We start from the raw sequence: 23071 nt of genomic DNA on the forward strand, positions 1-23071 counted from the left end.
AAAACATATTACTTTTAAATGAATAAAAATAATAATAAAAAAAAAGAAGAGACTCCATTAATTAAACAATATAATAATATAAAAAATAAATATCCCAATACTATTTTATTATTTCAAGTTGGAGATTTTTATGAAACATTTGGAAAAGATGCTATTATATGTTCTAATGTTTTAAACATAATTTTAACAAAACGATCAAAATATATTACACATTTAGCTGGATTTCCATGTCATTCTTTAAATAATTATTTACCTAAATTAATAAAAAATGGTTATAGAGTAGCAATATGCAATCAATTAGAAGAATATAAAAATGATAAAAATATTGTAAAAAGAGGTGTAGTTGAGTTAATTACTCCAGGTATTTATGTAGATGATCATTTATTAAAAAGTAAATCTAATAATTTTCTCGCATCTATTCATATAGAAAAAAATATTTTTGGTTTAAGCTTTTTAGATATTTCTACTGGAGAATTTTTTATAACAGAAGATAATGAAAGAAATATATTACAGTATATACAGAATTTTAAACCTAATGAAATAATTTTTCAAAAAAAAAATAAAAATTTTTTTGAAAAATTATTAAAACATGAAAAATATTCAAAATTTTTAATGAATGATTGGATATTTAATTATCAATTTTCATATGAAAAATTAATATCACATTTTCAAACAAACTCTTTAAAAGGATTTGGAATTGACGATATGAAAATAGGAATCATAGCTTCTGGATCAATATTATCTTATTTACATGACACACATCACATAAATATTCAACATATATCTACTATACGTAGAATAGAAAAAAAAAAGTTTATGCGTATAGATGATTATACATTTAAAAATTTAGAAATATTTAAACCTTTAAATAAAAATGGGACATCATTGATAGAAATAATAGATAATACTATAACACCTATGGCTGGAAGATTGTTAAAAAATTGGCTATTGTTTCCTTTAATAAATATTAATTGTATAAAAAATAGACTTCTTTTAGTAAAAGAATTATGTACCTACAATAGCATACGTATATTTATAATGAATAAACTTAAATATATTCGTGATATAGATAGAATAATATCTAGAATGGTTATGAATAAAACTAATCCAAAAGAAATATTAGTTTTAGATAAATCTATAAATTCTATAGAAGAATTAAAAAAAATAAAATTACCAAGAAAAGCAATAAAAATTAAATCAATTATAGATCTTATACAAGATTGTTATCATATACATATGTATATCAATGATACTATTGATATTCATTCTAATTACCAAATTAATAAAGGAAAAGATTTTTTTATAAAAAAAGGAGTATCTAAAAAATTAGATAACTTTCGAAAGTTATATTTCTTTCAAAAAGAACATTTAGAAAATCTTTGTTTTAAAGAGCAATCCAAAACAGATATAAAAAAAATAAAAATTATTTATAATAATACATTTGGATATTTATTTGAAATCAATAAAAAATATAAAAAAAAAATTCCATCATATTGGATTCAGAAACAAATATTATCTAATTCTATAAGATATAGTAGTGAAGAACTAAATAATTACGAATCTAAAATTACAAATGCTGAAAAAAATATTTTTATTATAGAAAAATTTATTTTTAAAAATTTAGTAAAAAAAATAATAAAAAATATAAAAGAAATACAGAATAATTCTAGAATTATATCTAAATTGGATATTTTATGTTCTTTTTCTTTTTCTTCATTAGAAAACAATTATTCAATGCCATTAATTAATACATCCAATGAATTATCTATTATTAATGGAAGACATCCAGTTATAGAAAAAAAATTTTTATCAAAAAATAGCTATATACCAAATAATATCATACTTAATAAAAAAGATCAACAAATTATTATAATAACAGGTCCTAATATGTCAGGAAAATCAGCAATTTTAAGACAAACTGCTATTATAATACTACTGGCCCATATTGGAAGCTTTATTCCAGCTGATAAATATACAAAAATAGGAATAATAGATAAAATTTTTAGTAGAATTGGAGCTTCTGATAATATTTCATTAGGAGAATCAACATTTATGGTAGAAATGAATGAAACTGCTAACATATTGAATAATATAACTAAAAATAGTTTTATTATTTTAGATGAAATTGGAAGAGGAACAAGTACCAATGACGGTATTTCAATAGCTCAATCTATCATTGAATTTTTACATAAAAATAAATTAAAACCATTTACTTTATTTGCTACTCATTATCATGAACTTAATAGTCTATATCTTTCCTTAAAAAGAGTAAAAAACTATCATCTATCTATTAAAAAATATAATGATAAAATTATTTTTGTAAGAACATTAAAACCGGGAAGTCTTTGTTCTAGTTTAGGAATTCATGTAGCTAAAATGTCGGGGATTCCTAAAAAAGTCGTTGATAGAGCAAATTTAATTTTTAAAGAATTGAATAAAAATAGTCACATCACAAAAAACATTATTTCTTATATAAAAAATATAAAAAATATAAATTCATTATATAATAAAGATTCTATCAAAAAAATAATAAAAATAATATTAAATCAATAACTAATTTCTTTATAATTTGTTATAGAAATATTTTTGAATTAGATTTGTTTTATTAGCGAGAATAACTCAGATGGTAGAGTACGACCTTGCCAAGGTCGAGGTCGCGGGTTCGAATCCCGTTTCTCGCTTATTTTTAATCCGGGTGGTGGAATTGGTAGACACACAGGACTTAAAATCCTGTGATCAAATTGATCATACGGGTTCGAGTCCCGTCCCGGGTATTTTAATTTCCAAAATAATTGGGAGATTCTTTTGTTATTCTAACACTGTGGGGATGATTTTCTCTTAATCCAGAATTAGTAATTTTTACAAATTTTCCTTTATCCACTAATTCTTTTATATTAGATACCCCACAATATCCCATCCCCGAACGTAATCCACCACAAATTTGATAAATCACGTCTTTTATTTTTCCCTTATATGGTACTATTGCTTCTACCCCTTCTGGAACAATTTTATCATTAAATTGAAAATATCTATCTCTACTACCTTTATTCATAGATAATAACGATCCCATTCCTACATAAGTTTTAAATTTCCTTCCATGATATATTACTTCTTCTCCTGGAGCTTCATCAGTACCAGCAAATAAACCTCCTATCATTACTGAACTGGCTCCAGAGGCTATCGCTTTTACAACATCTCCTGAATATCTAATCCCTCCATCAGAAACAACACTTATATTTCTTTTTTTAGAATATTCATAAACATCATTAATTGCTGTAATTTGTGGCATTCCCACCCCAGCTATAACTCTTGTTGTACATATTGATCCTGATCCAATCCCTACTTTTAAAATGGAGGACCCAGCATCTATTAAATCTTTAGCACCCTCTTGGGTTACTACATTTCCAACTAATAATGGTATTTCAGGGAAAAAATAACGAATTGATTTTATTGTTTCAATAATCCTGGAAGAATGCCCATGAGCAGAATCTATAGTTATTAAATCAACTTTAACTTTAATTAGAGATTCCACTCTATCTAAAGTTTCTTTATTAATTCCTACTGCTGCCCCTACTCTAAGTCTTCCTTTATTATCCTTACAAGCATTAGGATATTCAATAACATTATCAATGTCTTTAATCGTGATCAATCCTTCTAATTTATTAAATTTATTTACGATAGGTAATTTTTCTATTCTTCTTTCAAGTAAAATATTTTTTGCTTCTTTTATGGTTACATCTCTTTTTGATGTTATTAATTTTTTTGTCATAACTTCTTCTACTGAAACATCTAAATTAATTCTATATTTTATGTCTCTTTTTGTAATAATTCCTAATAAATAATTATTTTTTTCTATAACGGGTAATCCTGATATTTTATATCTTATCATAAGATCTTTAGCATGTCTTAATGTAGAATTTTTATATAAAGTAATAGGTGAATCTATGATTCCATTTTCATATCTTTTTACTTTATAAACTTCTTTCGTTTGATTTTTTATATTCATATTTTTATGAATAATACCTAAACCTCCTTCTCTAGCAATAGAAATTGCTAAAGAGGACTCTGTTACTGTATCCATAGCAGCACTTAATATAGGAATATTTAAAGTAATCTCAGAAGTGAGATAAGTCTTAAGAGATACTTCTGATGGAAGAATAGAAGAATAAGATGGAATAAGTAAAACATCATCAAATGTCAATGCTTCTTTTAAAATCTTTTTATTTAAAGACATAATTTTTTTGTTTTATTGAACAACTATAATGAAATTAAATTATAACACGCTTATTTTCAGTTAAAAAAACGGAAATTACAATTTAATTTTTTATTATATAAAAAAACACAAATAATTATATATTTTTTCATTTCAAATTTTTATATAAATTTGTCCAGTATGTGTAACAATTGAAAATATTATTTGATTATGATGAAAAAATTAAGAATTGCTTTTACTGCAATATTGTTAACAATATTTTTATTCACTATTAGTTGTAACAATAAAAATAAAAATAATGAAAATAATCCTTCTACAACAGAAGAAGATAAACCTTCTAGCGGAGGAGAAAATCAACCAGATTCTTCTACAAATACTACTCCTGCAAATTCCAATAATGAAGAAAATGCAAAAAATAATAATGAAGAAAATAACAATGGAATAGGATCTGAAAAAGAAAAAATAACTACTTCTGAAGATAGCGAAAAGGGTAATAAGTAATTGATTAAAATTAGGCAAAAAAAGGTAAATAATATTTAGTATTTTTTTATTTTGAATTAAATTAAATATATTCCTTTTTTTGCTTTTTTGTTAATTTTTTATTCTAGCTTTTTTTCCTTTTAAAAATCTTATGTAATATATTTTAGATCTTCTTACTTTTCCATTTTTATTTATTTTTATTTTTTTTATATTAGGCTGATTTATAAGAAATATTCTTTCTACAGACACTCCCATACTAATTTTTCTAATAGTAAATGTTTTTGTTAATCCTTTACCTTGTTTTTTTATTACTATTCCCTTAAATGATTGAATTCTTTTTTTATCACCTTCTTTAATTTCAAAATATACAGTAATAGTATCTCCAGAATTAAATAAAGGAATATCTTTTTTTGATAAAAATTTTTGTTCTACATATTTAATAATATTTTTTATCATAATATTAATTATTTTTTATTTCATTTATAATTATTTTAGTTAAATAATTAGATTTTTTTTTTGATATAGGACTCTCTGATAAAATTCTAACAATATTTTCAGTTTTAGATTTTCTTATATGTACCCATTCATTATTTGGAAAATAAATTTTCAAACCATCACTCCAATCTATGTTATTTTTTTCATATTTTCTTCTTATTTTTTTTAAAAAAAAATCATAATTGAATGATAAATTAATTGTTTTTTTAGACATAAAATAAATGGGATATTTTTTTTTCAATTTAGATAAAGAAATATATTCTAATTTAGATAAATAAGTCAAAAACAATGCAATTCCAATTAATGCATCTCTTCCATAACGTAATTGAGGATAAATAATTCCTCCATTTCCCTCTCCTCCAATTATAGCATTTACTTTTTTCATTTTTTTTATCACATTAGCTTCTCCTATAGAAGAAAAATAAAATCTAATATTTTTTTTTATACAAATATCTTTTAATACATGTGAAGAAGATAATGTAGAAACTATAGGTCCTGATTGATTTTTCAAAATAAAATCTGCAATAGATATTAAAGTATATTCTTCTCCAAAAAATTCTCCATTTTCACAAATGAACACAACTCTATCCACATCTGGATCTACTGATATACCAAAATCTGCCCCCATTTTTGGTACAATTTTACAAATTTCTTTTAGATTTTTTTTAATAGGTTCAGGATTATGAACAAAATTTCCATCAGGATTACAATTAATTTTTATTACATCAATACCTAGTTGTTTTAAAAGCATTGGTACAGCTATTCCTCCAGTTGAATTAATACCATCAACAACAACTTTTAGTTTGCATTTTTTTACATTAATAATAGGTAATGATAAAATTTTTTTTATATGTTTTTGTATATAATCTTTTTTATATATAACTTTTCCTAGTTTCTTATAAGAAACGAAATTAAAATTATTATTTTCAATAATTTTTAATAATTTATTAAATTCTTTTTCAGATAAAAATTCTCCATTAGAATTAAAAAATTTTAATCCATTCCAATTTGTTTTATTATGACTTGCCGTAATCATGATACCCCCCTCTGATTTTTCTTCTATAATAGCCAAACCTACAGTTGGAGTAGTAGATAATCCAATATCTAAAACATTAATACCAAGAGATTGGACAGTTACCATAATCAAATTATGAAATAATATAGAAGAAGATCTACCATCTCTACCTAATATTATTTTAATATATTTCTTTTTATATTTTTTTTTTATTAAAAAAATATATCCAGAAGAAAATTTTATTACTTCTGTAGGAGAAAAAGACTCTTCTTTTTTTCCTCCTAGAACACCTCTTATACCAGATGAAGATTTAATCAGTATCACAAAAATTATTCATATTAATTATATACAAAAATATATAATAAAATTTTATGATATAGAATTAAAATCATTATCATCTAAATTTAGATTATCTTCATAATTATGATCATCATTATTATATGATTGATTATAAAAAAAATTATTTTTTAATTTTTTTTCATAATCAATTACATTTTTTTTATAATCTTCCTCCCAAATTAATGAAATATTTTTTTTTTCTTCAATATTTATAAATTTAGATTGATCACTTATAAATTTTAATCTAAATCGTCCTAATCCTCCGTTTCTATGTTTAGAAATAATTATTTCTGCTTCTCCAATACATGAATCATTTTTTTTATCATTGTAATCCCAGATTTTAAATCCATAATATTCTGGTCTATAAATAAATATTACTATATCTGCATCTTGTTCAATAGCACCAGATTCTCTCAGGTCAGACAATAGTGGTCTTTTGCTCCCACCTCTAGTTTCTACCGCTCTAGATAATTGAGATAATGCAATTATTGGTACGTTTAATTCTTTGGATATAGATTTTAAATTTCTAGAAATAATAGAAATTTCTTGTTCTCTATTTTTAAATTTTGATCCTGATCTAAGTCCTATTAATTGTATATAATCAACCAATATTAATTTTATATTATACTTAGAAATTAAATGTCTTGATTTAGCTCTTAAATCAAATATATCTAATGATGGTGTATCATCTATAAATATAGGAGAATTTTTAAGTCTTTCTGTTTTATCAATTAATGAATTCCATTCTGATTTTAATAAGTGAGCTTTTTTTATTTTTTCTGAAGAAATTTGTGTTTCTGATGAAATTAATTTGGTCATTAATTGAATAGAAGACATTTCTAATGAAAAAATAACAACAGGGATTTTTTGTTTAACTGCAATATTTCTAACCATAGACAACATAAATGTAGTTTTCCCCATTCCTGGTCTAGAAGCTATTATAATCAAATCTGAACTTTGCCATCCAGATGTAATATAATCTAATTTGTGAAATCCAGATGGTATACCACTAATTCCTTCCCTTTTTGTTTTTTTCATTTTTTCAATAGCTTTTTTCACAAGAAAATTAGTAGTTTCATATCCTTTTTTTATCAAATATTTTTGATTAAGATCGAAAAGTTCAGATTCTACATAATCTATTAAAGATAATACATCATTTTTATCTTCATAACATTTTGTTATTACTTCATAAAGTATATGAATTAATTTTCTCAAAATAAATTTTTGAAAAATTATTTTACTATGGTATTCTATATGAGCAGAAGATACTACTTTTTGAGTTAATTTTATTAAATAATATTCACCACCTACAGATTCTAATTTTCCATTGATACGTAATTCATTTAAAACAGTATATAAATCAACTGGATTTGAATCATTATATAATTTTTTTATAGCAGTATATATATACTGATGTTCTTTTTTATAGAAAATATCAGGAAATAATTTATCAATCACTTGACTTAAGCCCTTATTATCTATTATCATAGCTCCTATAATTGCTTCTTCTAATTCTAATGATCTAGGAGGTATTTTATCCTTGATAAAATATTCTTTATTTATATCATCATCCATAAGATTATTTTTTTATTCATCAAAAACTCCCATAGATAAATATTTATTTTTTCTATATCTAACAATTGATTCTATATCGATTTTAGATAATTCCTTATAATATTTCATTATTTTTTTCTTTACTATTTTAAAAGCTTTTTCAGGAAAAAAATGAGCTCCCCCTAAGGGTTCTTTAATTATATCATCTATAAGATTATACTTATACATTTTATCTGCCGTTAATTTTAATCCAGATGAAGATTCTTCTTTTTTATTCCAATTTCCCCAAAGTATCGTAGAACAACTTTCTGGAGAAATTATAGAAAACCAAGAATTTTCCATCATAGAAACTTTATCACCTATTCCAATACCTAATGCCCCCCCACTAGCTCCTTCTCCAATAATTAAAACAATAATAGGAACTTTTAAACACATCATCTCATATATATTTTTTCCTATAGCTTCCCCTTGTCCTCTTTTTTCTGCATCCATTCCTGGAAATGCTCCTGGAGTATCAATAAATGTAATAATAGGTTTTCTAAATTTTTCTGATAATTTCATAAGACGTAATGCTTTTCTATATCCTTCTGGATTAGGCATTCCAAATCTTCTATATTGTCTATCTTTAATATTTCTACCTTTTTGAGTACCTATTATCATAAAGGTAATTTCATCTATTTTTCCAAATCCACCTATTATTGCCTTATCATCACTAAAATTACGATCTCCATGTAATTCTATAAAAGATTTTTTTGTTAAATATTGTACATAATCTAATGTATAAGGTCTATTAGGATGTCTAGATAATTGAACTCGTTGCCAAGGCGTTAAATTGGTATGTATTTTTTTTATTATTTTTTCCATTTTATTCTTCAATTGATCACAAACATTTTTCATATCTATTCCACTTTTTTTCTCTATGATTAAACAATTGATATATTGTTTTTGAATTTCTTGTATTGGTTGTTCAAAATCTAAATATTCCATATTAAAATAATTTAAAATCAAAAAAATGAAAGAATATATTCTTTATTTAAAATAGAAATATGTTCAGTGGATATTCCCTTTGGACATTCAACTTCACAAGTTTTTGTATTAGTACAACTCCCAAATCCTTCTTCATCCATTTTATTTACCATATTTATTACTCTTTTTTTTCTTTCTATTTGACCTTGGGGGATCATAGATAATTGTGCAATTTTTGAGGAAACAAATAACATAGCAGATCCATTTTTACATGAAGCTACACATGCTCCACATCCAATACAAGAAGCTGCATTAAAAGATTTTTCTGATTGATTTTTAGATATTAAAATATTATTTCCATCCACTGTATTTCCAAATGTATTAACCGAAATAAAACCACCAGATGAAATAATTCTATCAAAAGAAGATCTATCCACAATAAGATCTTTAATAATAGGGAACGATTTAGATCTCCATGGTTCTATCCATATAGTTTCATTATTAACAAAATTTCTCATATATAATTGACAAGTTGTAGTTAACTTATCAGGTCCATGAGCTCTCCCATTTATATATAGGGAACACATTCCACATATCCCCTCTCTACAATCGTGATCAAATGATATAGGATCTTCTTTTTTTGAGAAAATAATATTGTTATTTACTATATCCAACATTTCTAAAAAAGAACTATTAGGAGATATATTATTAACCTTATAAGTTTTAAACTTTCCTATTTTTACACTATTATTTTGTCTCCAAATTTTTAATTTGAAATTAAGTAAATTGTCCATATAATAATTATTTATAAGACCTTGATTCTATTTTAATATATTTAAAATCTAAATTTTCTTTATGAATCATTTCTTCACTAATTTTTTTATTCGATAAATATTCCCAAGCAAAAACATTTTTATATTTTATGTCATCACGTAATGCTTCTCCATCTTTTGTTTGATATTCTTCTCTAAAATGACTACCACAAGATTCATTTCTCTTTAAAGCATCCATAGCCATCAATTCTCCTAATTCTAAAAAATCAGCTAATCGTATAGCTTTTTCTAGTTCATAATTCATTCCATTTTCTATTTCATTTCCAGGTACTATAACATTTTTCCAAAATTCATTACGAATTTCTTTTATATATTCTATAGACTTCATTAATCCATTAACATTTCTTGTCATTCCTATATATTTCCACATAATATTTCCAAGCTTTTTATGAAAAAAATCTACTGATTTTTTACCTTTTATTTTAATTAGTTTTCTAATTATATTTTTTACTTTTTTTTCAGATTTTGTAAATTCATTATTTTTTACTGTTAATTTATGTTTTTCATTTACATATTTAGATAAATAATTAGAAATAGTATAAGGAAGAATAAAGTATCCATCTGCCAATCCTTGCATTAATGCCGAAGCACCTAATCTATTAGCTCCATGATCTGAAAAATTTGCTTCTCCTATAACAAAACATCCTGGAATAGTAGACATTAGATGATAATCAACCCATAACCCCCCCATAGTATAATGAACTGCAGGATAAATTTTCATAGGAACATAAAATGGGTCATCATTAGTAATTCTTTTATACATATGAAATAAATTACCATATTTAGCATTTATTACTTTTTTCCCCATATTTTTTAATTTTGAATAATTTATTCTTTTTAAATCCATACCTAATTCATTCGCTATTTCTTTTCCATATTTAATCATAGAATGTTCAAAATCTAAAAATACTCCTTCTTTTGTTTCATTGTTTTCTATACCATATCCTTTATCACAACGTTCTTTAGAGGCTCTAGATGCTACATCTCTTGGAACAAGATTTCCAAAAGAAGGATAACGTCTTTCTAAAAAATAGTCTCTTTCTTTTTCATTAATATCCGATGGTTTTTTTTTACCAATCCGTATTAAAACAGAATCTTCAATTTTTATTGGTACCCATATTCTTCCATCATTACGTAATGATTCAGACATTAATGTTAATTTAGATTGATAATTACCATGTATTGGTATACATGTTGGATGTATTTGTGTAAAACATGGATTAGCAAAATATCCTCCATTTTTATGAACTTTCCATATAACACTAGCATTAGACCCCATAGCATTAGTAGATAAAAAAAATATATTACCATATCCTCCCGAAGCTATAACTACAGCATGGGATACATGTTTTTCTATTTCTCCAGTTAATAAATTTCTAGTAATTATACCTCTAGCACATCCGTCAACAATTACTAAATCCAACATATCATGTCTACTATACATTTTTATTCTTCCTTTCCCTATTTGCCTAGACATGGCAGAATAACAAGCTAATAAAAGTTGTTGACCAGTTTGTCCTTTTGAATAAAAAGTTCTTGAAACTTTTGTTCCTCCAAATGATCTAGTATCAAGATAACCAGCATAATCACGAGCAAAAGGAACACCTTGTGCCACACATTGATCTATAATATCAGAAGATATTTCTGATAAACGATATACATTAGATTCTCTAGATCTAAAATCACCACCTTTTATTGTATCATAAAATAATTGATAAGTTGAATCGTTATCAATTTTATAATTTTTAGAAGCATTAATTCCTCCCTGAGCTGCAACAGAATGAGCTCTTCTTGGAGAATCTTGATAACAAAACGATTTTACTTTATAACCTAATTCAGCCAGAGTTGATGCAGCAGATCCACCCGCAAGTCCTGTACCAACTACGATTATTTCTATCTTATTTCGATTATTAGGTGATATTTTTTTTAGAGAATATTTACAATTTCTCCATTTTTCATATAAATTTCCTTTCGGAATTCTTGAATTTAAATTATTTTTTTGCATTTAATTAATTACAAATAGATCATTAATATTAATTAAAAAAAAACCAAATAGCAATTAAAGAAAATCCAGAACAAATAAACCATAAATAAAAATATCCTAATAGTTTTATCCAAACTATACTTTTTTTACTAGATAATCCTAACGTTTGAAAAACCGATTGAAATCCATGATTTAAATGAATTCCAAGAATTATAAAAGAAAATATATATATAAAGGTATAAAATGGATTTTTAAATAAAGAAGTTACTATATAATAATCTGAAATATAATTATTAGAAGAATATTTCATAGGAAATGAAAAATTTATTAAATGTAATATTATAAAACATAAAATTAATATTCCTGTAATTATCATTTTTCTATTAATCAATGCATTAATTATAGAGAAAAAATTCATATATCTTTGATTTCCTTTAGATATTTTATTTTGAACGGATAATTTTATTCCCATGAAAATATGAATAATAAATCCAGAAGCAAGAAAATATTCCATTATACGAATAATAATATTTTTTTTCATAAAAAAAACTGCATTATTAAATGCTGATTCTCCTAAAAAAAGAAATAAATTAACACTTAAATGTAATAACAAAAAAATCATGAGAAAAATTCCAGTAAATGCCATAATTATTTTCTTACCAATAGAAGATTGAAAAATATTTAAATAACTTATATTCACTTTGATTTATTTTTATTTAATTTTAATCTCTTTTAGAGCTTTTATAAACAAATCTATATCTTTTTTTTCATTAAAAATTCCAAAAGATATTCTTATGGGCATCATTTTTTTTAAAAATATTTTATCTGTAATTAATTGAATAACATGAGAAGTTTTATTTTTATAACTTTTACAAGAACTTCCCTTGGAGATAGAAATTCCCATTAAATCTAATTGAAAATAAAATAAATAATCTATTTTTGATGTAGGATATAAAAAATTTAGTATAGAATGACTACTTCTATTTAAATCCCTAGATAATCCATTAAATATTATAGATGGAATAAATTTTTCTAATTGTAGAATACAATAGGATTTTAATTCCTTAATTTTTTTTATATGATTTTTTAAATTATGATAAGATAATTGTAATGCTGTTGATGCCCCTACTATTCCTGATATATTTTCAGTACCTAAACGAATACCATATTCTTGTTGATTATTTCCTATAATAATTTTATTTAAAATATTCTTCCTAATAAAAACAAATCCTATTCCTTTTGGTCCATAAAACTTATGAGCACTTGCAGTTATAAAATCTATTTTTAGTTTTTTCATATTAATAGGAAAATTTCCTATAAACTGAATAGCATCAGAATGAAAATAAGAATTATATTTATTACATAAATCAATAACTGATTGTACGTTCAATATATTTCCAATTTCATTATTAACATACATTAAACTAACTAAAATATTATTTGAATATGAAGAAAATTTTTTCATTAAATAATCTATATGATTTAAATCAATAATTCCATTTTTATCAAAATGAATAAAATTAACGGATATATTATTTTTTTTAGATAAACTATTAATTGAATTTAAAACGGAAATATGTTCTATTTTAGAAGTGAAAATATGTTTAATATTTAAATATTGTATAGAAAATTTAAATACTAATTCATTTGCCTCAGTTCCTCCAGATGTAAAAATAATTTCATTAGGATCAGAATTTATAATATTAGCTATATTCATTCTAGATTCTTCTATTAAAGATCTAGCCTTTCTTCCATAACTATGTTGTAAAGATGATGGATTTCCAAATGTATATTTTAAGGTATCCATCATGATTTTTATTACTTCATTTCTTACAGGAGTCGATGCTGCATTATCTAAATATACTTTTTTCATTTTTTCTGATTTTTAAAATTATCACAAAAAATTAAATTGATTTTTATTCATTATTAATTAATTTAATCAAAAAAATAAATTTAACATAGTATCAAAAATATTTGTATTTATTTTAAAGTTTATTTTTATTTAATAAATTGTATTGAATGGAAATAAATATTGAAGTTTTTTCTTATTGATTTTTTAAATTATTATATATTAATTAATTTTTTAAATTATTATATAATTATTTAGAAGATTAGAAGCAAAATAAAAAAATAATTTAAAGTAAAAAAGAATTATAAAATTAAAAAAAGTCAATTAAAATTAATTATTGTTATGAATTATAATGATTAAAAAAAAATCATAATTAACAATAATTCAAATTAAGATATATAAGATATAAAAATCAATATCAATTTTTATTTTCAATAAAAATCAAATTATCAAATTGAATTGATATAAAATAAATTAAAATGTAAAAATATAAGAATCTTAATGATCTTATAATAAAACAAAAAAATAAAATGACTTAATTAATGTCAAATAAAATTAATAATAATTATATAAAACAATGGCTATAGCTAGCTAGATAAAAAAAAGATTATGAAACATTCTCCCATAACTTATTTTATAAAGAAATATTTTTGTCATTTTAATGCTCTAAGTTTATACGAAGCAGCAAAATCATACAAAAATCATATTGAAAATAATGGAAAAATGATGATTACATTAGCAGGAGCTATGAGCACTGCAGAAATAGGAAAAATTTTAGCTGATATGATTAGAAAAGGAAAGGTACATATTATTTCTTGTACGGGAGCTAACTTAGAAGAAGATATATTAAATTTAATATCAAAATCTTTTTATAAAAATATTATTAATTACAAAGATTTAACTCCTAATGATGAAGAAAATTTATTAAAAAAAGGATATAACAGAATAACAGATACTTGTATACCAGAAGAAATGGCTTTTAAAAAATTACAAAAACATATTTTCTTTGTATGGGATCAAGCAAAAAAAAAATCAAAACGATATTTTCCTCATGAATATATATATCAAATTTTGTTAGAAAATATGTTAGAACCATATAATATAAATCCCAATGATAGTTGGGTTTTAGCTGCAGCTAAAAAAAATATACCATTAATAGTTCCAGGATGGGAAGATAGTACAATGGGAAATATTTTTTCATCATATTGTATAAAGAAATTATTTGATCCTTTTTTAATAAAAAGCGGTATTGAATATATGATTTATTTGTCTAATTGGTATAAAAAAGAATGTAATAAACATAAAATAGGGTTTTTTCAAATTGGAGGGGGGATTTCTGGAGATTTTCCTATATGTGTCGTACCTATGTTATCTCAAGATGTTGGTACTCCAACTCCATTATGGGATTATTTTTGTCAAATTTCTGATTCTACTACCAGTTATGGATCTTATTCTGGAGCAGTTCCTAATGAAAAAATAACTTGGGGAAAGTTAAATAAAAATACTCCAAAATTTATGATTGAATCAGATGCTACTATAGTAGCTCCATTAATTTTTGCATATATATTAAATATGTAATTTTATTTTAAAATAAATTATTATGAACAATATATCATCATATGATCTTATAATTATAGGATCTGGTCCTGGAGGATATGTTTCAGCGATTAGATCTAGTCAACTTGGATTAAAAACTGCAATTATAGAAAAATATTCGTCATTAGGTGGGACATGTTTAAATGTAGGATGTATTCCATCAAAATGCCTTTTAGATTCTTCTAAAAAATTTTTTTTAGCAAAAAAAAATTTTTACTCACATGGAATATTTTTTGAAAATTTAAAATTTGATTTAAAAAAAATTATAAATAGAAAAGATAAAGTAATTGAAAATATAAACAATGGAATTAAATATTTAATGAAAAAAAATAAAATAGATATTTATCATGGAATTGGGTATTTTAAAACAAAAAATATATTATCTATTTTTGATGAAAAATTAATGACAGAAAAAGAAAAAATTAAATTTAATTTTTGTATCATAGCCACTGGATCTAAACCAATAAAATTTCCTTATATAAAAAAATTTAAAAAAAATATTATATCCTCTACAGAGGCATTAAATATAAAAGAAGTTCCAAAAAGATTAATAACAATTGGAGGAGGTATTATTGGATTAGAATTAAGTTCTATTTTTAATAGATTAGGTAGTGAAGTTACTATTATTGATAATATGAAACATATTATATCTAATATGGACGAATCATTAAGTAATGAAATGAAAAAAATATTGGAAAAATCATCTATAAAAATAAATACATCTTTATCAATTGAAAACATAATCTCTGATGACTATAATATATCTGTTATCACAAAAAATAAATTAGGAGAAAAAATATTATTTAAGGGAGATTATTGTTTAATATCAGTAGGAAGAAAAGCTTATACTGAAAATTTAGGATTAAATAATATAGGAATAAAAACTGACAAAAATGGTTTTATTATAGTAAATTCTTTCTTACAAAGTACATTAAATAATATTTATGCAATTGGAGATGTTATTGGAGGTAAAATGCTAGCACATAAAGCAGAAGAAGAAGGTCTCTATGCTGTTGAACACATTTCAGGACAAAAACCTAATAAAATCAATTATAATTTAGTACCATCAGTAATTTATACTCATCCTGAAGTAGCAAGTGTCGGATATACAGAAAATGAATTGAAAAAAAATAGATTAAAATACAATGTAGGAATTTTTCCAATGAAAGCTTTAGGTAGAGCTCATACTATTGGAAATACAATTGGTTTTTTAAAAATGATTACTGATAAAGTAACGGACGAAATTCTAGGAGTTCATATAATTAGTGATGCTGCTTCAGAAATGATCATGGAAGCGGTAGTTTCTATGGAATTTAAAGCTTCTTCTGAAGATATATATAGAATATGTCATCCTCATCCTAGTTTTAGTGAGTCTTTTAAAGAAGCTTCATTATTAAATTTTGAAAATCGTGCAATTCATATATAATCATTTCCATTCAATAATTGGTTTTTTATATGTATATAAAAATTTATTAGTTTTTAAAAAATGTCTACATCCAATGAAACCCAAATGAGAAGAAAATGGAGATGGATGAGATGTTTTTAAAATATAATGATCGTTTTTAACGAAAATTAAATTTTCTTTTTCATGAGCATATTTTCCCCATAAAAGAAAAACAATATGTTTTTTTTTTAATGAAATTATATGTATAATTTTATTTGTAAATATTTCCCATCCACGATTTTTATGTGATTTTGGAATTCCATTTCTAACAGTTAATATAGAATTTAATAATAATACACCTTGTTTTGCCCATCTAATTAATGATCCATTATTAGGATATTTTTTATAATTAAAACAATTATTTATTTCTATAAAAATATTCTTCAAAGAAGGAGGAAATGAAATTCCATTAGGAACAGAAAAACATAATCCATCTGCCTGTCCTTTTTTATAATAAGGATCTTGTCCTAATAAAACTACTTTTATAGTATGAAAAGGACAGTATTTCATAAAAGAAAAAATATTTTCTTGTTTTGGATAACAATTATAATTTATATATTCAAATCGAAGAAATTTCAATAATTTTTTAAAATAATATTCCTCACATTCTTTTTTTATAAAAATCTTCCAGTTAAATTTATCATTTTTATCCATGTAAAAATAATTTTTTATTTATTAAATCTTTTTTAGTTTCTATATTTTTTTTATCTAAAATACAACAATTTACTGGACATATTTCTATACACTGTGGTTCATCATAAAATCCTATACATTCTGTACATTTTTCCTTAATAATAAAGTATATATTATTTTTTATTGGATTATTAAATAATGTAGGATCATAATTAATATTAGATCCTTTTTTTAAAGAAGTTCCGTCTGACATTCTCCATTTTTTTCCTCCTTCGTAAATTGCTTTGTTTGGACATTCAGGTTCACATGCACCACAATTTATACAATCATTTGTAATTTTTATAGACATAAAATTTTTTATATTACAACAATGATAAAAATAATAAAAAGTTTTGTTACTTTAGGTAAGTTATTATCAGAATTCAAAAATATATATAAAAAAAAATATAGATATACATATTTTAATAAATTTTTTGTAGAATTTGAATCCTTATTAACAAAAAAACAATGGTTTTTAAAAGAAGATTTGATTATATCATTTGATTATTGGAGTAAAGTTTTAAAAAAAGATAAAATAGAATCATGGATTGAAAAATATCCTATTAATAGAAATCAAAAAAATGTCCTCGTTATAATGCCTGGTAATATTCCTATGGCAGGGTTTCATGATTTATTATGTGTTATTTTATCAGGAAATAATATAATAATAAAGTTATCAGAAAAAGATAATATTATTATTCCTATAATATGTAGAATATTAATTAATGAAAATTCATCAATTAAAAATAAGATTAAATTCACAAAAAATTTTTTAAATGAAAAATATGATTGTGTAATTGCTACAGGGAATAATAATTCCTTTCGATATTTTAATTTTTTTTTTTTAAAAAAAAATATTCCATCTTTGATTAGAAAAAATAGAATATCTATATCCGTATTACAAGGAAATGAAAATAAAAATGATTTATTGAACTTATCGAAAGATATTTTATATTATTATGGAAGAGGATGTAGAAATGTAGGAAAAATATTTATACCATACAATTATAATATAGATTTAATATTAAAGTCATCATATATATGTAGATATGTAAAAAAAAATAGAAAATATATGAATAACTATAAATATTATAAATCCATTTTTATAATGAACAAAATTAATTTTTTTAAAAATGAATTTTTAATTCTTAAAAAAGAAAAAAAATATAATAGCCCGATTTCTATTTTATATTATGAATTTTATAAAAATTTAGAAAATTTAAAAAAAAATATTTATAATTATCATAAAAATATACAATGTATTATATCAAAAAATTTTATAAAAGAAGAAATTCATTTTGGAACATCTCAATATCCAAAATTAGAAGAATATCCAGATAAAATTGATACTATCAAATTTTTAAATAAATTAATAAAATGATTTTATAATTAGTATATCTGTATCAATATTTTTTTTTAAAATTATATTTCCATTTACTATAGGAGCATTCAAACCGTCATTAAAAATTTTATTAGATATAAAAACACGAGATTCATCCCAAATATTTTTTTTTATAAAAATCTCTAATATTTTTTTTCCTCCTTCTACGATTATAGATTGTATTTTTTTTTTGAATAAAAAAAATAATATTTGTTCTAATAATTTTTGATCAAAACAAATTTGAATAAATTCTATTTTATTATTTTTTTTTTCAATTTTTTTTTCTGTAAATATAATAGTATCTTGTTTATTATCAAATAGATGATAATAATTAGGAATGCTTAATTCTTTGTCTAAAAAAATTTTTACTGGATTTTTTCCATTCCATTTTATAGTATTCAATTCAGGATTATCCATTAATATAGTTTTTTCTCCAACTAAAATACTATCTTCTTCTGATCTCCATTTATGAGTTAATTGCCTAGAATAAATATTACTAATACATTCATTTTTTTTAAATGAAGAAGCAATAAATCCGTCATAACTTTGATCCCATTTTAGTATAATAAATGGTCGATTTTTTTCATAAAATGTAAAAAATCGTTTATTTATAATTCTACATTGATCATGTAAATAATTCTCAATTACTTTTATTCCGTATTTTTTTAATTTTTTTATCCCTATTCTACTTTTTATAAATGGAGATTTCGCCCCTATTACAACTATAGAAATTTTTTTTTTTATTATTAAATCTACACATGAAGGAGTTGTTCCTAAATGACTACATGGTTCTAACGTTACATAAAGAGTTGATTTTAAGAATAAGGAATCATTTTTAATTTTATTTATTGCTTTTACTTCTGCATGTTCATTTTCACATTGATAATTCCATGCTTCGGAAATAATTAACCCATTTATTTCTATAACACATCCAACTATTGGATTAGGGGAAATTATCCCTATTCCATTATTAGCCAATTGTATAGCCCTTTCCATAAATAATTTTTTAATTTTCATAAAAAAAAATTTAATCTCTAATTTTTAATTTAGGAATTCCATATTTTCCAAGACTCTTCGGCTTGAAGATATAACATTTCTAATCCATTTTTTATTAATGCACCTTTCTTTTTACCAATTTTTAAAAAAATAGTTTGATCAGGATTGTATGTAAGATCATATAAAATATGATTATTATAAATATATTGATATGGTAAGGGAGGAAAAGAATTTATATTTGGATACGTACCTAGAGGAGTACAATTAATAATAATTTTATATTTTTCTAATAAATCTCGATTAATATCAATATAATTTATTGTATGATTATTTTTTTCTTTATTTCTAGATACATATTTATATGGTATTCCTAATTTATATAATACAAATGATATTGCATAAGAAACACCTCCAGTTCCTAATATCAAAGCTTTTAAGTTTTTTTTAGTATGATAAAAACTCAATAATTTTTCAAATGATAATTGAAATCCAATAATATCAGTATTATATCCTATTTTATAGTTATCTTTTATTTTTATTACATTAACAGATTTAATTCTTTTGGAATTCATATCTAATTCATCTAAAAAATTAATAATATTTATTTTATAAGGAATAGTAACATTACAACCTTTTAGATTAGGTATATTAAATATTATATTAACTTCGTTAATATCTTTAATATCAAAAATTAGATAAGTTGAATAACTTATAGATTCTTTCTTAAATTTTTTTAGGAAAAAATCTCTTGATAAAGAATAACTAATATTTTTACCAATTAAACCAAATATATTTCTATATTTTTTAATATAACTATTCTTCATTTTTTAATTTCATACGTTCTCTATATTTTGCTTTTAAAATTTCATTTCTTCTACATTCAGATGGTTTTATATATTGTTGTTTTTCTCTAAATTCTTTTAAAATACGAGTTTTATCAAATTTTTTTTTGCTTTTTTTTAAAGCTTTATCTATTGATTCTCCTTCTCTTACTGTAGTAATTAATATCATAATATAAAATGGTAATAAATTTATTGTGGACACTATCGGATTTGAACCGACGACCTCTACCATGTCAAAGTAGTGCTCTAAACCAAACTGAGCTAAATGTCCTATATTTTTAAATATAAATTTTTAGGTATAAAAAACAAAAATAATTATTTTTCTACATTACGTAAAAAAAATAATAATCATGTTATGTGTTGTAATGATATTTTGAAAAAATCTATTAGAAATTTAAAATTAAACTCAAAAAAAGTTTCTTTATTAAATAAAGAATTAAATATTTATACATGCAAAGATTTAATTCTTTATTATCCAAACGGATATATATATGCAGGATTAAAAACAATATCAGAATTAAAACAAAATGATAATAGTTTTGTTCAAATTATAGGAAAAATTATTGATTTTAAGGAAATAAAAAAAAAAAATAATGTAGGAAAAATATTAATAGCCTTATTAGTAGATAAAACTGGATATATTGAATTGATTTGGTTTAAAAAAATTAGTTTTTTTAAAAGATTAAAAAAGAATATTTTAATATTAGTATTCGGAAAAAAAGTCCTATTTAAAAATAAAATACAGATTGTTCATCCAATAATACAAAAATTTCATGATAAAATAAAAATATATTCAATATATCCAACTTATTCCTTATCAAAAAATTTAAAAAAAAATGGAATTGATAATTTTTTTATAATGAATTTATTAAAAATAATTATAAAAAAATTAGAAAATAATTCAAAAGAAATAAATAATTTCATATTCCAAAAATATACTAATGATAGAAAATTAATTTCTAAAAAAAATGCATTAATTCAAATTCATTTTCCAGAATCTATAAATAATTTAATAAGAGCAAAATATTCAATAAAATTTGAAAAATTATTTTTAGTTAGGTTATTTTCTATAAAAAAAATAAGAGGAAAACCATTTTTAAAAATAGGTAAAAAATTTAATTCTTTCTATAAAAATCATTTACCATTTGATTTAACTGAAGATCAAAAAAATGTATTTAGAGAAATACGTAGTGATTTAAAAAAACCTATTCAAATGAATCGGTTATTACAAGGAGAAGTTGGAAGTGGAAAAACAATTATTGCTATGTTAGCAATGCTACTTGCATTAGATAATGGATTTCAATCATGTATAATGGCCCCAACTGAAATATTGGCAATCCAACATTATAATTACTTTATAAAAATGTTATGTAAAATTGGAGTTAAAATTGCTTTATTAACAAGATCTACATCTTATTCTAATCAAAATGAAATTTATAAATTATTAATTAAAGGAAAAATATCTTTTTTAATCGGTACACATTCCTTAATACAAGAAAAAGTAAAGTTTAAAAACTTGGGTATTGCTATTATAGATGAACAACAAAAATTCGGAGTAGAACAAAGAGAAAAAATATGTAAAATTAACAATTTTCCACATGTATTAATAATGACAGCTACACCAATACCAAGAACTCTTGCTAAAGTTTTTTATAAAAATTTAAGTATATCTATTATAAAAAATAAACCTATAGGTAAAATACCTATTAAAACTATTCATTTTTGGAATGAATATAAACATAAAGCATTTCAAATAATAGAAAATGAAATAATAAAAGGAAGACAAATATATATAGTTTATCCTATTGTAAATTCAGAGAAACATAATTATAAAAATTTAATAACAGGATATCAAGAAATAATTCAAAGATTTAAATTTTTAAAGAAAGATCAAATTGGGTTTTTACATGGAAAAATGAATTATAAAGAAAAAGAAATACAAATGAATAAATTTTTAAATAAAAAAACTAAAATAATTGTAACAACTACAATAATAGAAGTGGGGATTAATGTTGTTAATGTTTCTGTTATATTAATAGAAAATGCTAATGTTTTTGGGTTATCTCAGTTACATCAATTAAGAGGAAGAGTAGGTAGAGGTATTCATCAAAGTTATTGTATTCTTTTATCAGAAAAATCAATTAATCCTATAGGATTATCTAGAATTAATAAAATGTGTCAAACTAATAATGGATTAGAAATAGCAAAAGAAGATCTTAAATTGAGAGGTGGAGGTAATTTAACGGGTAATGAACAAAGTGGAAAAAAATATTTATTTACAAACATTTTTAAATATAATGAATTAATTAAAGAAGTATTTTTAACTGTTGAAAGATTTACAAAAAATAATCCAAATTTTTTAAAAAAAAAAAATAATTATTTTCATAATATTAAAAAAAATTGAAATTTACT

General features: G+C 22.4%; 20 protein-coding genes and 3 tRNA genes. 8 read left to right on the plus strand and 15 right to left on the minus strand.

All coding sequences use genetic code 11. From position 1 onward, the window contains the following. The first annotated feature begins 18 nt into the window (after positions 1-18). The 3 genes from mutS to H0H33_RS02210 all read left to right on the plus strand — a co-directional run bounded on the left by mutS (position 19) and on the right by H0H33_RS02210 (position 2774). Positions 19-2553: a DNA mismatch repair protein MutS gene (mutS, locus tag H0H33_RS02200; RefSeq protein WP_185877783.1), complete on the plus strand. Its 2535-nt coding sequence runs from the start codon at positions 19-21 to the stop codon at positions 2551-2553. 55 nt (positions 2554-2608) lie between these two features. Beyond that, positions 2609-2681: transfer RNA gene (locus H0H33_RS02205), tRNA-Gly, on the plus strand. A gap of 8 nt (positions 2682-2689) precedes the next feature. Beyond that, positions 2690-2774 (plus strand) — tRNA-Leu (locus tag H0H33_RS02210). Between the two features lie 2 nt (positions 2775-2776). Here the strand turns inward: H0H33_RS02210 and guaB are convergent. Then, complete coding sequence (guaB, locus tag H0H33_RS02215) at positions 2777-4234, minus strand: IMP dehydrogenase (RefSeq protein ID WP_185877784.1); 1458 nt, start codon at positions 4232-4234, stop codon at positions 2777-2779. A gap of 189 nt (positions 4235-4423) precedes the next feature. Here guaB and H0H33_RS02220 point away from each other — a divergent pair, with 189 nt between their 5' ends. Next, on the plus strand, positions 4424-4714 hold the full coding sequence (locus H0H33_RS02220) for a hypothetical protein (RefSeq protein WP_185877785.1): 291 nt from the start codon (positions 4424-4426) through the stop codon (positions 4712-4714). Positions 4715-4804: 90 nt separating this feature from the next. Here H0H33_RS02220 and rplS read toward each other — a convergent pair whose 3' ends face one another. From rplS to H0H33_RS02260, 8 genes are read right to left on the minus strand one after another with little or no spacing between them, the layout of a single operon-like run. After that, a complete protein-coding gene (rplS, locus tag H0H33_RS02225) occupies positions 4805-5149 on the minus strand; it encodes a 50S ribosomal protein L19 (protein ID WP_317167108.1) in 345 nt (114 codons plus the stop codon). A gap of 4 nt (positions 5150-5153) precedes the next feature. Beyond that, positions 5154-6527: a phosphoglucosamine mutase gene (gene glmM / locus H0H33_RS02230; protein WP_185877786.1), complete on the minus strand. Its 1374-nt coding sequence runs from the start codon at positions 6525-6527 to the stop codon at positions 5154-5156. Positions 6528-6572: 45 nt separating this feature from the next. Then, positions 6573-8117: a replicative DNA helicase gene (dnaB, locus tag H0H33_RS02235; RefSeq protein ID WP_185877787.1), complete on the minus strand. Its 1545-nt coding sequence runs from the start codon at positions 8115-8117 to the stop codon at positions 6573-6575. 12 nt (positions 8118-8129) lie between these two features. After that, positions 8130-9083, minus strand: coding sequence for an acetyl-CoA carboxylase carboxyltransferase subunit alpha (locus H0H33_RS02240; protein ID WP_185877788.1), 954 nt, complete (start codon positions 9081-9083; stop codon positions 8130-8132). A 17-nt stretch (positions 9084-9100) separates the two neighbouring features. Further along, positions 9101-9856, minus strand: a complete 756-nt coding sequence (locus tag H0H33_RS02245) for a succinate dehydrogenase/fumarate reductase iron-sulfur subunit (protein ID WP_185877789.1) — start codon at positions 9854-9856, stop codon at positions 9101-9103. Between the two features lie 7 nt (positions 9857-9863). After that, the gene (locus H0H33_RS02250) at positions 9864-11900 is read right to left on the minus strand and encodes a fumarate reductase/succinate dehydrogenase flavoprotein subunit (RefSeq protein ID WP_185877790.1); all 2037 of its coding nucleotides are present in this window, start codon (positions 11898-11900) and stop codon (positions 9864-9866) included. A 28-nt stretch (positions 11901-11928) separates the two neighbouring features. After that, the gene (locus tag H0H33_RS02255; RefSeq protein ID WP_238785590.1) at positions 11929-12579 is read right to left on the minus strand and encodes a succinate dehydrogenase cytochrome b subunit; all 651 of its coding nucleotides are present in this window, start codon (positions 12577-12579) and stop codon (positions 11929-11931) included. 12 nt (positions 12580-12591) lie between these two features. Beyond that, positions 12592-13752: a cysteine desulfurase family protein gene (locus H0H33_RS02260; protein ID WP_185877791.1), complete on the minus strand. Its 1161-nt coding sequence runs from the start codon at positions 13750-13752 to the stop codon at positions 12592-12594. Between the two features lie 585 nt (positions 13753-14337). On the opposite strand from H0H33_RS02260, the gene H0H33_RS02265 reads away from it, so the two are divergent. Together H0H33_RS02265 and lpdA are read left to right on the plus strand one after the other, a co-directional pair. Continuing rightward, positions 14338-15306: a deoxyhypusine synthase family protein gene (locus tag H0H33_RS02265; protein ID WP_185877792.1), complete on the plus strand. Its 969-nt coding sequence runs from the start codon at positions 14338-14340 to the stop codon at positions 15304-15306. 22 nt (positions 15307-15328) lie between these two features. Then, positions 15329-16750: a dihydrolipoyl dehydrogenase gene (lpdA, locus tag H0H33_RS02270; RefSeq protein ID WP_185877793.1), complete on the plus strand. Its 1422-nt coding sequence runs from the start codon at positions 15329-15331 to the stop codon at positions 16748-16750. Here lpdA and ung read toward each other — a convergent pair whose 3' ends face one another. Both ung and H0H33_RS02280 read right to left on the minus strand, forming a co-directional pair. Further along, complete coding sequence (gene ung, locus H0H33_RS02275) at positions 16751-17422, minus strand: uracil-DNA glycosylase (protein WP_185877794.1); 672 nt, start codon at positions 17420-17422, stop codon at positions 16751-16753. Then, complete coding sequence (locus H0H33_RS02280; protein ID WP_185877795.1) at positions 17415-17750, minus strand: 4Fe-4S binding protein; 336 nt, start codon at positions 17748-17750, stop codon at positions 17415-17417. The genes ung and H0H33_RS02280 overlap by 8 nt, the downstream gene beginning before the upstream one ends. Positions 17751-17771: 21 nt before the next feature. Between H0H33_RS02280 and H0H33_RS02285 the strand changes: the two genes are divergently transcribed. Further along, positions 17772-18821: an acyl-CoA reductase gene (locus H0H33_RS02285; RefSeq protein ID WP_185877796.1), complete on the plus strand. Its 1050-nt coding sequence runs from the start codon at positions 17772-17774 to the stop codon at positions 18819-18821. Here H0H33_RS02285 and ribD read toward each other — a convergent pair. The 4 genes from ribD to H0H33_RS02305 all read right to left on the minus strand — a co-directional run bounded on the left by ribD (position 18810) and on the right by H0H33_RS02305 (position 20930). Then, on the minus strand, positions 18810-19838 hold the full coding sequence (ribD, locus tag H0H33_RS02290) for a bifunctional diaminohydroxyphosphoribosylaminopyrimidine deaminase/5-amino-6-(5-phosphoribosylamino)uracil reductase RibD (protein ID WP_185877797.1): 1029 nt from the start codon (positions 19836-19838) through the stop codon (positions 18810-18812). The two genes, H0H33_RS02285 and ribD, sit on opposite strands and share 12 nt — an antisense overlap. 29 nt (positions 19839-19867) lie before the next feature. Next, on the minus strand, positions 19868-20641 hold the full coding sequence (locus H0H33_RS02295) for a shikimate dehydrogenase family protein (protein WP_185877798.1): 774 nt from the start codon (positions 20639-20641) through the stop codon (positions 19868-19870). Further along, complete coding sequence (gene rpsU / locus H0H33_RS02300) at positions 20631-20828, minus strand: 30S ribosomal protein S21 (RefSeq protein WP_185877799.1); 198 nt, start codon at positions 20826-20828, stop codon at positions 20631-20633. The genes H0H33_RS02295 and rpsU overlap by 11 nt, the downstream gene beginning before the upstream one ends. A 26-nt stretch (positions 20829-20854) precedes the next feature. Further along, positions 20855-20930, minus strand: a tRNA-Val gene (locus H0H33_RS02305). Between H0H33_RS02305 and H0H33_RS02310 the strand changes: the two genes are divergently transcribed. Then, positions 20925-23063 (plus strand): ATP-dependent DNA helicase RecG, encoded by a 2139-nt coding sequence (locus H0H33_RS02310; protein WP_238785591.1) that lies wholly within the window; start codon positions 20925-20927, stop codon positions 23061-23063. The two genes, H0H33_RS02305 and H0H33_RS02310, sit on opposite strands and share 6 nt — an antisense overlap. Positions 23064-23071: the final 8 nt, after the last annotated feature.

The sequence above is a fragment of the Blattabacterium cuenoti genome (genome assembly GCF_014252415.1).
GTDB classification, from domain to species: Bacteria; Bacteroidota; Bacteroidia; order Flavobacteriales; family Blattabacteriaceae; genus Blattabacterium; species Blattabacterium cuenoti_Y.